Source organism: Streptomyces sp. NPDC088116 (assembly GCF_044741745.1).
In the GTDB taxonomy this organism is placed as follows: Bacteria; Actinomycetota; Actinomycetes; order Streptomycetales; family Streptomycetaceae; genus Streptomyces.
This window is the reverse complement of sequence record NZ_JBIUTF010000001.1, coordinates 330,419-343,877: the sequence shown is the minus strand read 5'-3', so window position 1 is coordinate 343,877 and position 13,459 is coordinate 330,419. Positions and strand designations below refer to the sequence as shown.

The 13,459-nt window shown below is 70.2% G+C and carries 6 protein-coding genes; 2 read left to right on the top strand and 4 right to left on the bottom strand.

Features of this window, described 5'->3' with window-relative positions; all coding sequences use genetic code 11:
- Positions 1-63: 63 nt before the first annotated feature.
- The 4 genes from glgB to ACIOJD_RS01450 form a co-directional block, all read right to left on the bottom strand.
- Positions 64-2,550: a 1,4-alpha-glucan branching enzyme gene (gene glgB, locus ACIOJD_RS01465; RefSeq protein ID WP_401907647.1), complete on the bottom strand. Its 2,487-nt coding sequence runs from the start codon at positions 2,548-2,550 to the stop codon at positions 64-66.
- A 264-nt stretch (positions 2,551-2,814) separates the two neighbouring features.
- Complete coding sequence (locus ACIOJD_RS01460) at positions 2,815-4,311, bottom strand: maltokinase (RefSeq protein WP_401907646.1); 1,497 nt, start codon at positions 4,309-4,311, stop codon at positions 2,815-2,817.
- Positions 4,312-4,608: 297 nt separating this feature from the next.
- Positions 4,609-6,333: a maltose alpha-D-glucosyltransferase gene (gene treS / locus ACIOJD_RS01455; RefSeq protein ID WP_401907645.1), complete on the bottom strand. Its 1,725-nt coding sequence runs from the start codon at positions 6,331-6,333 to the stop codon at positions 4,609-4,611.
- Complete coding sequence (locus tag ACIOJD_RS01450) at positions 6,330-8,402, bottom strand: alpha-1,4-glucan--maltose-1-phosphate maltosyltransferase (protein ID WP_401908858.1); 2,073 nt, start codon at positions 8,400-8,402, stop codon at positions 6,330-6,332. Before ACIOJD_RS01450 ends, treS begins: the two co-directional genes overlap by 4 nt.
- 751 nt (positions 8,403-9,153) lie before the next feature.
- Here ACIOJD_RS01450 and glgP point away from each other — a divergent pair.
- Both glgP and ACIOJD_RS01440 read left to right on the top strand, forming a co-directional pair.
- Positions 9,154-11,865, top strand: coding sequence for an alpha-glucan family phosphorylase (gene glgP, locus ACIOJD_RS01445; RefSeq protein ID WP_401907644.1), 2,712 nt, complete (start codon positions 9,154-9,156; stop codon positions 11,863-11,865).
- Positions 11,866-12,130: 265 nt separating this feature from the next.
- Complete coding sequence (locus ACIOJD_RS01440; protein ID WP_401907643.1) at positions 12,131-13,372, top strand: alginate lyase family protein; 1,242 nt, start codon at positions 12,131-12,133, stop codon at positions 13,370-13,372.
- Positions 13,373-13,459: the final 87 nt, after the last annotated feature.

The following is a 13,459-nucleotide window of genomic DNA, read 5'->3' as shown; positions in this document are numbered from 1 at the left end:
GAGCGGATCCGGCGGGGCCACGACTGCGTCTGATGGTACGTCAGAAATGTGCCTGATGGTACGTCAGGAAGGCCGTAGCCAGAGCGTCGCCAGCGGTGGCAGTGTCAGCTGGATGCTCGCCGGACGGCCGTGCGCGGACACCGACTCCGGCTTCAGCGGGTCCTCGTTGCGCACATCGCTGCCGCCGTAGCGCCCCGCGTCCGTGTTGAGGACCTCGGTCCAGGCCGAGAACCCCTCGGGGACACCGATGCGGTACTGATGGCGGACCACCGGCGAGAAGTGGGAGACCGCCAGCAGGGGTGAGCCCGCCGCGTCGAACCGCAGGAACGCGAAGACGTTGTCCTCACCCGCGTCGCCGTCCACCCACGCGAAGCCCTCGGGTTCGGTGTCCCGCTGCCAGAGCGCCGGTGTAGCGCCGTACACCGTGTTCAGTTCGCGGACCAGATCGCGCACGCCCCGGTGGTCCGGCTCCGCCTCGTACGACGGATCGAGCACCCACCAGTCCGGCCCATGGCTCTCCGACCACTCCGCACCCTGCGCGAACTCCTGCCCCATGAAGAGCAGTTGCTTGCCGGGGTGCGCCCACATGAAGCCGAGATAGGCACGTTCGTCGGCGCGCTGCTGCCACCAGTCGCCGGGCATCTTGGAGACCAGCGCGCGCTTGCCGTGCACGACCTCGTCGTGGGAGATCGGCAGGACGTAGTTCTCGCTGTACGCGTACACCATGGAGAAGGTCATCTCGCCGTGGTGGTACTTGCGGTGGATCGGCTCCTTGGAGACGTACTCCAGCGAGTCGTGCATCCAGCCCATGTTCCACTTCAGGCCGAAGCCGAGCCCGCCGAAGCCGTCGGCGCCCACATGGTGGGTGGCGCGGGTGACACCGCTCCACGCGGTGGACTCCTCGGCGATGGTCACCACGCCGGGGCAGCGGCGGTACACCGTGGAGTTCATCTCCTGGAGGAACGCCACGGCGTCCAGGTTCTCCCGGCCACCGTGCTCGTTCGGGGTCCACTGGCCCTCCTCGCGCGAGTAGTCGAGGTAGAGCATCGAGGCGACCGCGTCGACGCGCAGCCCGTCGACATGGAACTCCTCGCACCAGTAAACGGCGTTGGCGACAAGGAAGTTGCGTACCTCCGTGCGGCCGTAGTCGAACTCCAGCGTGCCCCAGTCCGGATGCTCGGCCCGCTGCGGGTCGGCGGGTTCGTACAGCGGACGGCCGTCGAACTCGGCCAGCGCCCACTCGTCCTTCGGGAAGTGCGCGGGCACCCAGTCGAGCAGCACCCCGACACCCGCGCGGTGCAGGGAGTCCACGAGATACCGGAAGTCGTCCGGCGTGCCCATCCGGGACGTCGGCGCGAAGAAGCCGGTGACCTGGTAGCCCCACGAACCGCCGTAGGGATGCTCGGCCACCGGCATCAGCTCGACGTGCGTGAAGCCGAGATCCTTGACGTACGCGGGGAGTTGAGCGGCAAGCTGACGATACGTCAGGCCCGGCCGCCAGGAGGCGAGATGCACCTCGTATACGGAGAACGGAGCCGCGTGCACGGGGCGGTCGGCGCGGTGCGCCATCCACTCCTCGTCGTGCCACACATGGTGCGACTCGGTGACGATGGAGGCCGTCGCGGGCGGCACTTCCGTGCGCCGGGCCATCGGGTCGGCGCGCAGTGTGCGCGACCCGTCCGGGCGTGTGATGTCGAACTTGTAGAGCGCGCCCTCGCCGACCCCCGGCACGAACAGCTCCCACACCCCGGTGGCGCCGAGCGAGCGCATCGGAAGGCTGGTGCTGTCCCAGTACGTGAAGTCACCGGTCACCCGGACGCCCCGGGCGTTGGGCGCCCAGAGCGTGAAACGGGTGCCGGTCACCCCTTGGTGAACCATGGGCCGGGCGCCGAGCGCCTGCCACAGCTCCTCGTGCCGGCCCTCGCCGATCAGATGCAGGTCCAGCTCCCCGAGGGCGGGCAGGAAGCGGTACGGGTCCTGCACCTCCAGCTCGTCCAGCTCCTCCGTGACATCGCTGTAGCGGACGAGGAGGGAGTATTCGGGTACGGCGCGCAGCGGCAGGACACCGGAGAAGAAGCCGTCGCCGTCGTCGTTCAGCGCGGCTCTCACGTTGACGCCCTCGGCGATGACGGTCACGGCGCGCGCGTACGGCCGCAGCGTCCGGAAAAGGACGCCGTCGGGCACCGGGTGCGCGCCCAGCAGCGCGTGCGGGTCGTGGTGCGAACCGGCCAGCAGCCGCTCCCGGTCATCGCCGGCCGGGGGCGGCGCCGCCCGGACCGTGCGGGCCTCGCGGCCGGCGGCGGCGCCGGCCCGCGTCCTGCCGCCGGCGGCCTTGCCGGGAGCCTTGCGCGGTCTGGGTGCGGCGCCCGACGAGGATGCCGCGCCCGCGGCCCCCGCCGCTGCCGAGGTCCCCGTCGGCGCCCCCGAGGCCTTCGGGTGTTTGCGGCGCGTCGGCTTCTTCTCGGCGGCGGGCGCGGGGACCGGCGCCGGGAGGGCGGTCGTGGGGCGCTCGGGCTCGGGTGGACGGTTGGACGGCGGACGGGGGGTCACGGGGGCTGCCTCCTCGGCGGACTTCACTGCTGGTCGGAGCGAGTGTGAGTGCGGGGACGGGTGCGGATGCGGCGGGTGCTACGGGGCGCGGGAAGGGGGACGGGAGTCGTGGGGAATTGCGTGTGGGGGGAGCGGGGGGAGTGGGGGGACAGGGACCGTCGTGCTGCCGGTCCCCGTGCCGTCGTCGCGCCGGACCATGAGGCGGATCGCGAGCGGTCCGGGGACGGTGCCCGCACCGCTCGGCCGTGACGGGGTGACGCCGCGTCAGACGCCACCCGCCAGCCGGCGGATCGCCGCCATCGGCACCGGCAGCCAGTCGGGGCGTTGCCTGGCCTCGTACAGCACCTCGTAGACCGCCTTGTCGGTCTCGTACGCGCGCAGCAGTTCGGGTTCGGCACGCGGGTCGGTGCCCGAGACCGCCGCGTACCCCTCGCAGTACGCCGCGCGGCAGCGTGTCGCCCAGTCCGGGCGCCACGGCTCGTGGGAGCGGGCCGCGTAGTCGAAGGAGCGCAGCATGCCCGCGACATCGCGGACCGGCGGCTGCGGGCGGCGGCGTTCGGCGAGCGGCCGGGCGGGCTCGCCCTCGAAGTCGATGACCGACCAGCTCCCGTCCGGCGTGCGCAGGGCCTGGCCCAGGTGCAGATCGCCGTGCACACGCTGGGCGGGCCGGCCGCGCCCCGCCTCGTCCAGCCCGGCGAGCGCGTCGAAGGCGCCGCGCAGCCCGGGAGCGTACGGCGCCAGCGCGGGCACCGCCCGCGCCACCGCGTCCAGCCGCTCGGCCATCCCGGCCGCCAGCTGCCCGGTCTGCCGACGGCCCAGGGTGACCGTCGGCAGGGCGGCGGCCAGCGCGATGTGCACCTCGGCGGTGGCCCGCCCCAGCGCCCGCGCCTCGGTGGTGAATTCACGGTCGTCGGCGAGCGCGGCCAGCGCCAGCTGCCAGCCGTCCTGGGAGCCGCGCAGATACGGCTGGAGCACCCCGAGGGTGAGGGAGTCGCCGCTGCCGGACGGGTCGTCCGCCTCGAACCAGCCGACGGGCGCGGGAACCCGCCCGCAGCCCTCCGCCGCCAGGGCGAGCGGCAGTTCCAGGTCCGGGTGGGGGCCGGGAAAGACCCGGCGGAGGATCTTCAGGATGTACTCGTCCCCGTACACCAGCGAGGAGTTCGACTGCTCGGCGTCGAGCAGCCGGCCGGCGAGTCCGGACGGGACGGAGTCGGCGCGGTCGAACCGCAGCGTGCCCAGTGCGCCGGGTGTGCGCAATCGTTCCAGCAGCAGTTCGGCCAGGCGCGGATCGTGCAGGCCCTCGTAGACGGTACGGCCGGCCAGCGGGCCCTGGGTGGCATGGCCGACAAGGGCGGGCGCCAGGTGGGGCGGCAGTGCGTCGCGTACGCCGAGCAGCAGCTGATAGCAGTCGTCGGCCGGTGCGGGAGCCGAGGGGGCGGAGGGGGGAATCGACGGCGGCGGCCCGGCGGCACCGCGCTGTTCGACCCGAACCAGAAGGTGCAGCAGCCCCGGATCCCCCGCGTCCGACGGCAGCAACTCGGTGACCGTCACCGGTACGAAGCCGGTGACCGGACGGCCCTTGCCCGCGAACCAGCGCTGGTGCGGCAGCCAGTCGTGCAGTATCGGTGCGAGCGAGCCGACCAGCTCTCGCGCGTCGACCGGCGACAGCGAGGGGGGTACGGCGGACGGGGGAGCGGGTGGGACCGTGGGCGAGGCAGTGACGAGGCGTGGGGTAGTCCAGGTGGATGCAGCCTTCGACATGGCATCGCGTCCTTTCCCCGGGCACACCACAGGATGCGCAGAGTGTCCCGGATTGCGGCAATGGCTGTCCGGCTGTGCGGGACGTGTCGGGTGAGGATGATCCGAACGGATCGTTTTCGTACGAACTCGATCGAACTGGATGTTTGGGAGACTGCCCCGTGCGGGGCGACGGAAACCGCCTCGCACGGGGGCCACGCGTTAACGCCGGGTCACGGGTCAACGCGTGGTCGAAGGACGGCAGAGGACGCCATCACGCCGTACGCCATCACGACGCCACGCCATGGCAACGTCACGCCATCACGACGGCGAGACGTCCTTCCTGAGGCGGAACCAGTAGAAGCCGTGCCCCGCGAGAGTCAGCAGGTAGGGCCATTCGCCGATGGCGGGGAAGCGCACACCGCCGATCAGCTCCACCGGATGACGCCCGGCGAAGGCCTTCAGGTCCAGCTCCGTGGGCTGCGCGAAGCGCGAGAAGTTGTGTACGCACAGCACCACATCGTCGCCCTCGCCCTGTTGGGAGGGGGCCTCGCGCAGGAAGGCGAGCACGGCCGGGTTGGACGACGGCAGCTCGGTGTACGAGCCGAGCCCGAAAGCGGGGTTCTGCTTCCGGATCTCGATCATTCGCCGGGTCCAGTGCAGCAGCGAGGACGGTGACGCCATCGACGCCTCGACATTGGTGACCTGGTAGCCGTAGACCGGGTCCATGATCGTCGGCAGGTAGAGCCGGCCGGGGTCGCTGGACGAGAAGCCCGCGTTCCGGTCGGGGGTCCACTGCATCGGGGTTCTCACGGCGTCCCGGTCGCCGAGCCAGATGTTGTCGCCCATCCCGATCTCGTCCCCGTAATAGAGGATCGGGGACCCTGGCAGCGACAGCAGCAGAGCGGTGAACAGCTCGATCTGGTTGCGGTCGTTGTCCAGCAGCGGGGCGAGCCGGCGCCGGATGCCGATGTTGGCACGCATGCGCGGGTCCTTGGCGTACTCCGCGTACATGTAGTCGCGTTCTTCGTCCGTGACCATTTCGAGGGTCAGCTCGTCGTGGTTGCGCAGGAAGATGCCCCACTGGCAGCTCGTCGGGATGGCCGGGGTCTTCGCCAGGATCTCCGAGACCGGGTAGCGCGATTCGCGCCGTACGGCCATGAAGATCCGGGGCATCACCGGGAAGTGGAACGCCATATGGCATTCGTCCCCGCCCGCCGCGTAGTCGCCGAAGTAGTCGACGACGTCCTCCGGCCACTGGTTGGCCTCGGCGAGGATCACCGTGTCGGGGTAGTTGGCGTCGATCTCCTTCCGTACGGCCTTGAGGAACTCGTGGGTCGCCGGGAGGTTCTCGCAGTTGGTGTTCTCCTGCTGGTACAGGTATGGCACGGCGTCCAGCCGGAAGCCGTCGATGCCCAGGTCCAGCCAGAACCGGAGCGCGGAGACGATCTCTTCGCGTACCGCCGGGTTCTCGTAGTTGAGATCCGGCTGGTGGGAGAAGAAACGGTGCCAGTAGTACTGCTTGCGGACCGGGTCGAAGGTCCAGTTGGACGTCTCGGTGTCGACGAAGATGATCCGGGCGTCCTGGAACTGCTTGTCGTCGTCGGCCCAGACGTAGTAGTCGCCGTACGGTCCGTCGGGGTCCTTGCGGGACTCCTGGAACCAGTCGTGCTGATCGCTCGTGTGGTTCATGACGAAGTCGATGATCACGCGCATGCCGCGCTGGTGCGCGGCGTCGACGAACTCCACGAAGTCGGCGAGATCACCGAACTCGGGGAGCACCGCCGTGTAGTCCGACACGTCGTAACCGCCGTCGCGCAGCGGCGACTTGAAGAACGGCGGCAGCCAGAGGCAGTCCACTCCGAGCCACTGGAGATAGTCCAGTTTGGACGTGATGCCCTTGAGGTCGCCGATGCCGTCGCCGTTGCTGTCCTGGAACGAACGCACCAGGACCTCGTAGAAGACAGCACGCTTGAACCAGTCGGGATCGCGGTCCTTGGCCGGGGTGTCCTCGAACGTGTCGTGGACAGGCTCATTGACGATCATGATGTGGGTGACCCTCCGATCGGCGGGGACGGTCGCAGAACCACGATGTGCGCGGGCGTGACGCCCGGCTCTAGGCGCACATAGTTGGCTCTGCCCCAGTGATAGGTCTCTCCGGTGAGCTCGTCGCGCACCGGGACGGTCTCGTGCCGTTCGAGGCCGAGCCGCTCCATGTCCAACGAGACCGTCGTCTCCTGGGTGTGGTGAGGGTCGAGGTTCACGACCACCAGAACGATGTCCGTGCCCGACCGTTTGCTGTACGCGATGACCGCGTCGTTGTCGGCGTGGTGGAAGTGGATGTCACGCAGCTGCTGGAGCGCGGGATGACGCCGTCTGAGGCGGTTGAGCGTGGTGATGAGGGGGGCGATCGTGCGGCCCTCACGCTCCGCCGCTTCCCAGTCCCGGGGCCGCAGCTGGTACTTCTCCGAGTCAAGGTACTCCTCGCTGCCGGGCTTGGCGGGGGAGTTCTCGCAGAGTTCATATCCCGCGTACACACCCCACGTCGGGACCATCGTCGCGGCCAGCACGGCCCGTACCTCGAAGGCGGGACGGCCGCCTTCCTGGAGGTAGGAGTGCAGGATGTCAGGCGTGTTGACGAAGAAGTTGGGCCGCATGTACGCGGCGGACTCACCGGAGAGCTCGGTCAGGTAGTCGGTGAGTTCCCGCTTGGTGTTCCGCCAGGTGAAGTACGTATACGACTGCTGGAAGCCGATCGCGCCGAGCGTGTGCATCATGGCGGGCCGGGTGAAGGCCTCGGCCAGGAAGATGACATCGGGGTCGGTGCGGTTGATGTTCGCGATGACCTTCTCCCAGAAGAGCACCGGCTTGGTGTGCGGATTGTCGACGCGGAAGATCCGTACGCCGTGGGACATCCAGTGGCGCAGGACGCGGGTCGTCTCCCGGACCAGGCCGCGCAGATCCTTGTCGAAGGCGATCGGGTAGATGTCCTGGTACTTCTTCGGCGGATTCTCGGCGTACGCGATGGAGCCGTCCGCGCGGTGGTGGAACCAGTCGGGGTGCTTGGCGACCCAGGGATGATCGGGGGAGCACTGGAGCGCGAAGTCCAGTGCGACCTCCATGCGCAGGGTGCGCGCCGTCTCCACGAAGTGGTCGAAGTCCTCGATCGTGCCCAGGTCGGGGTGGATCGCGTCGTGCCCGCCGTCGGCCGAGCCGATCGCCCAGGGCACACCGACATCGTCGGGGCCGGGCGTCAGGGAGTTGTTGGGGCCCTTGCGGTGGGTGGTGCCGATGGGGTGGATCGGCGGCAGATACACGACGTCGAAACCCATCGCGGCGACGGCGGGAAGCCGTTCGGCGGCGGTCCTGAACGTGCCGCTGACGGGCGGCTTGTGCTTGCCGTCCTTCCTCGATCCGCCGTTCGTACGGCCGCCGTTGGGGACCACCGCGCCTTGGGGGACGACCGGGCCCTTGGGCACGATCGCGCCCTCGGAGCGCGGGAACAGCTCGTACCAGGAGCCGTACAGCGCGCGCCGGCGCTCGACCAGCAGGGGAGCGGGGCGCGAGGAGCTCACGAAATCGCGCAGGGGGTGGCGGGCGAGCGCGGCTTCGGCCTCCGGGGCGAGCGCGGCGTCGAGCCGGGCCGGGGCGGACAGCGACTCGTCGCGCATCGCGTCGGCGGCGGCCAGCACGGCCTCCCGGCCGTCGCGCTTCGGCACGCCGGCGGCGGCCCGTTCGTACAGCTCGGCGCCCTCCGCGAGGACGAGCGCGATGTCGGCCTCGTCGGTGGCCGCCGGGATCTTGATGCCGGCCGCGTGGCGCCAGGTGGCGACCGGATCGCTCCATGCCTCGACGGTGTAGGTCCACCGGCCTTCCTCGGTGGGGGTGACCTCGGCGCCCCAGCGGTCCGTGCCGGGGGCCAGTTCACGCATCGGGGTCCAGGGGCCGGGGCGGCCGGCGGGGTCCATCAGGACGACGTTGGCCGCGACGGCGTCATGGCCCTCGCGGAAGACGGTGGCGGTGACCTGGAAGGACTCACCGTTCACCGCCTTCGCGGGGCGTCTGCCGCAGTCGACGAGCGGACGTACGTCCAGGACGGGAATGCGGCCAATCAGTGGTTTCACTCGATCACCTGTGGGCTGTGCGGGCGTGACAGGCAGGGCAGGTGGAGCAGGTGGAACAGGTGGTGAAGCAGGTGAGGCAGGTGGCGCAGGCGAAGCAGATTGATCGTTTTGGGCGCCTTTATGAGACTTTTCGCGAGGTTTGGGTGTTCTTTGTAGCTGCTCGGTAGACGACTGGGACGCTGCGAGCATGGCCGCTCCTGTCCGCGTTCACTCGAATAGCGCTGGAATCATGTGGAGACGCGCTCGTATGCCGTACATATGAGCCGCGCATGTGCCGTGCAGGTGTGCGCCGTACATGTGTGGCGTGCATGTGAGTGGTGCGCATGCGTGTGCGGGTGCGTCCTGAGCGTGCGCTGAGCCGTGCGTACCGCAGGAGCCTTCCCACTCTTTTCGGGTGGGCAATCCGGCGGTTTGTTAACTACTCGGGCGTACGGCGAACCGCCCGTGCGACTGCCCGTGTAACTGCTTTGGGCGTACGGACAGCGGCCCGGGACGACAGGCGCGAACAGGAGCCTCTTCCTTGTCGGTTGCCCCGACGGGGCGCGGACACCCGGGCGTGAGTGCGCGAATGCGCCGTGGTTGCGCAGGGCGGGGTACGGCTAACGTCGGACGGACGGTGGGCCGCACAGCGTGGTGCGTCCCGCCGGTCCGGTCGTCCGGTCCGGTGTCCGGCCCGTACTTCCGGCTCGTATGTCTGTGGTTTGTCCGCTGCGGCTCGTACGTCCCCTGCGAAGGTGGAAGCGTGAAGGCAATCCGTCGGTTCACCGTCCGCCCCGTCCTGCCCGAACCCCTCCGACCGCTGGGCGATCTCGCCCGCAATCTGCGCTGGTCCTGGCACACCGAGACCCGAGAGCTCTTCGAGGCCGTCGACCCCGCCGGCTGGCGGGCCGCCGACGGCGACCCCGTACGGCTGCTCGGAAGCGTGTCCGCCGCCCGCCTCGCCGAGCTGGCCGGGGACCGTCCCTTCCTGGAGAGACTGGCCGCCGCCGCGGCCGATCTCGACACCTACCTGCACGGCGAGCGCTGGTACCAGGAACGCGACGGCCAGGGCGCGGAGCTGCCCGAGGCCGTCGCGTACTTCTCGCCCGAGTTCGGGGTGACCGCGGCACTGCCGCAGTACTCCGGCGGGCTCGGCATCCTCGCCGGTGACCATCTCAAGGCCGCCAGCGACCTCGGCGTACCGCTCATCGGCGTCGGGCTGCTCTACCGGCACGGCTATTTCCGCCAGTCCCTCTCGCGGGACGGCTGGCAGCAGGAGCAGTATCCCGTCCTCGACCCCGACGAGTTGCCACTGACGCTGCTGCGCGAGGCGGACGGCACACCGGCCCATGTCGTCCTCGCCCTGCCGGGACACCGCTCGCTGCGCGCCCGCGTCTGGCAGGCGCGGGTGGGCCGGGTGCCGCTGCTGATGCTCGACTCCGACGTCGAGGAGAACGGACCGGGCGAGCGCGAGGTGACCGACCGGCTGTACGGCGGTGGCAGTGAACACCGCCTGCTCCAGGAGATGCTGCTGGGGATCGGCGGGGTCCGTGCGGTGCGTGCGTACTGCCGGATCACCGGGCACCGGGCGCCCGAGGTGTTCCACACCAACGAGGGGCACGCGGGGTTCCTGGGGCTGGAGCGCATTCGTGAGCTGGTGAGCGGTGGCGCCGATGTCGGTGCCGACTCCGGTTCCGGTTCGGCCCCTGGGGGCTCGCTCGGCTTCGAGGCCGCTCTGGAGACTGTACGGGCCGGGACGGTCTTCACCACCCACACCCCCGTGCCCGCCGGGATCGACCGCTTCGACCGCGCGCTGGTCGCCCGTCACTTCGGCGACGACGGCGAACTGCCCGGCGTGGACGCCGAGCGGGTCCTCGGCCTCGGTACGGAGAGCTATCCGGGCGGCGACCCGAGGCTGTTCAACATGGCCGTGATGGGGCTGCGGCTCGCCCAGCGGGCCAACGGCGTCTCCACCCTGCACGGCGCGGTCAGCAGGGAGATGTTCGCCGGGCTCTGGTCCGGCTTCGACCCGGACGAGGTGCCCATCACCTCCGTCACCAACGGCGTGCACGCCCCTACCTGGGTCGCCCCCGAGATCGCCCGGCTGGGCGCGGGTCCGGCAGGTCCGGCAGGTCCGGGAGGCTCGGGCTGTTCGGGGGACGCCCTGGCGGCGGACTCCGGGGACGGATCGCCGCGCCGGGACGCCATCGCCGGGATCCCGGACGGCGAGATCTGGGGCGTACGCCGGGCCCTGCGCGAGCAGTTGGTGACCGAGGTACGCGAACGGCTGCGCGCGTCCTGGCGGCTGCGCGGCGCGCAGGACGCCGAACTGGGCTGGATCGACGGGGTGCTCGACCCGGACGTCCTCACCATCGGCTTCGCCCGGCGCGTCCCCTCGTACAAACGCCTGACGCTGATGCTGCGCGACCGCGGCCGGCTGACGGACCTCCTGCTCGATCCCGAGCGGCCCGTCCAGATCGTCGTCGCGGGCAAGGCGCACCCGGCGGACGACGGCGGCAAGCGGCTGGTGCAGGAGTTGGTGCGGTTCGCCGACGATCCGCGGGTGCGCCACCGCGTCGTCTTCCTGCCCGACTACGGCATGGCGATGGCGAAGAAGCTCTACCCGGGCTGCGACGTCTGGCTGAACAACCCGCTGCGCCCGCTGGAGGCGTGCGGCACCAGCGGGATGAAGGCCGCGCTCAACGGGTGTCTCAACCTGTCGGTGCTGGACGGCTGGTGGGACGAGTGGTTCGACCCGGACTTCGGCTGGGCCATCCCGACGGCCGAGGGCCTGGCCGCCGACGAGAACCGCCGGGACGACCTGGAGGCGAACGCACTCTACGAGCTGATCGAGGACCGGGTCGCGCCGCGTTTCTACGACCGGGGCGCGGACGCCCTGCCCGGCCGCTGGATCGAGATGGTCCGCAGCACACTGGTCACCCTGGGACCGAAGGTGCTCGCGGGACGGATGGTGCGGGAGTATGTGGAGCGGCTGTACGCGCCGGCCGCCCGCGCCCACCGCGCCCTGGACGCCGGTACGGCGACGGAGCTGGCGGCCTGGAAGTACCGGACGCGCACGCTCTGGCCGTATGTGTCGGTCGACCATGTGGAGGCGGTGGCGGCGAGCGGCACGGGCGGCGCCGCCGAGCTGGGTTCCACGCTCTCCCTGCGGGTGAACGTCGGTCTCGGCGAACTCCGCCCGGACGATGTGGAAGTGCAGGCGGTCGCGGGCCGGGTCGGCTCGGACGACGCGATCGCGGACGCGGTGACCTTCCCGCTCAAGCCGGCCGGCGGGCCGGACCTGGAGGGCCGCTGGGTGTACGAGGGACCGCTGGCCCTGGACCGTACGGGCCCGTACGGCTACACGGTGCGGGTACTGCCCGCGCACCCGCTGCTTCCCACCGGTGTGGATCTGGGGCTGGTCACACTGCCGACGGAGATGACGGGCGAGGGTGCGGGAGTGCTGATGCGCTGACGCGTGGGGCGCGACGCGCGGGGCGCGAGTGGTGCGACAGGCGGTCTTCGAGGGCCGGGTGGCGGTGGCCGCCCGGCCCTCGACGTGTGCGGGACGTCCGTGCCTTTTCGTTCGCACAGGGATCCCTATTGGTCCAGACCTTGACGCGCTCGCGGGTTGGTTCTACGTTCCCCTTCCGTGCAGAGTTCACAACCCCGCTCAATGTTCATATGAATGAACCGAGTTGGGGTTGAGGAACGCCCAACGACCGGAAGGGCACCCCCACATGCGCCCCGGATCCATCTCCCGCGTGCTCGCTCTCTCCACAGCCCTGGCGGGCCTGACGGCCGCCGCCTTCGTCACACCGGCGGCGGCCGAGAAGGCGCCCGCGGCGGACAGGGCCCCGGCCCCGTCCGCCGCGGCCGCCCCGCAGAACTTCACCCACCCCGGTGTGAACCTCAACACCGCCCAACTCGACTTCGTGCGCGGCAAGGTGCAGGCCGGCGCGCAGCCCTGGAAGGGCGCGTACGACCAGATGATGGCGAGCAAGTACGCCTCCCTGTCGCGTACGGCCAAGCCTCGCGCGGTCGTCGAGTGCGGCCCGTACTCCAACCCGAACTACGGCTGCACCGACGAGCGCGAGGACGCCATCGCCGCGTACACCGACGCGCTGGCCTGGTACATCACCCGCGACGACCGGTACGCGAAGAAGTCGATCGAGCTCATGGACGCCTGGTCCGGCACGGTCAAGGACCACACCAACAGCAACGCCCCGCTCCAGACCGGCTGGGCCGGCTCCTCCTGGCCCAAGGCCGCGGAGATCATCAAGCACGTCTACGCCAACGGCTCGGGAAGCTGGGCGAACTCCGCGCGGTTCGGCACGATGCTGCGCACCGTCTATCTGCCCGAGATCATCAACGGGTCCAATTCCAACGGGAACTGGGAGCTGACGATGATGGAGGCGGCGGTGAGCGTCTCCGTCTTCCTCGACGACAAGGCGAGTTACGACAAGGCGATCGGCAAGTACCTGGTCCGTGTGCCCGCGTACATCTACCTGTCCTCGGACGGCGATCTGCCCAGGACCGTACCGAGCCAGAACCTGGACACCCGCGCCAAGATCGTCAGCTACTGGCAGGGCCAGGGAACCTTCGTCACCGGTCTCACCCAGGAGACGTGCCGCGACTTCGTCCACACGGGTTACGGCATCTCGTCCGTCGGCCATGTCTACGAGACCGCGCGCATCCAGGGCCAGGACCTGTTCCCGCAGGTCGGCGAGCGGCTGCGGCAGGCGCTGGGCTTCCAGGCGAAGTACGAGCTGGGGGCCGAGCCCGTACCGGCGTCGCTGTGCAAGGGGACGGTGACGCGTGGCCTCGGCCCGATCACCGAGGTCGGCTTCAACGCGCTGAACACGCGGCTGGGCTACTCGATGACCAACACCCAGCGGCTCACCGAGCAGGGGCGGCCGGCGGGGACGAACAACCTGTTCGTCGCCTGGGAGACGCTGACGAACGCGAGCAACCCGAACTGACGGTCGTCGCGGAGGGGTGCCGGACACGGGTGGTGCCCCTCCGCTCCGCGACCGTGACCGTGTGTGTCCACAGCGGGCCGTCGACGG

Bases quoted from the DNA above. Each gene is read 5' to 3' on its own strand.
- treS (WP_401907645.1), bottom strand. From the start codon at position 6,333: ATGATCGTCAATGAGCCTGTCCACGACACGTTCGAGGACACCCCGGCC.
- ACIOJD_RS01440 (WP_401907643.1), top strand. From the start codon at position 12,131: ATGCGCCCCGGATCCATCTCCCGCGTGCTCGCTCTCTCCACAGCCCTG.
- ACIOJD_RS01460 (WP_401907646.1), bottom strand. From the start codon at position 4,311: ATGTCGAAGGCTGCATCCACCTGGACTACCCCACGCCTCGTCACTGCC.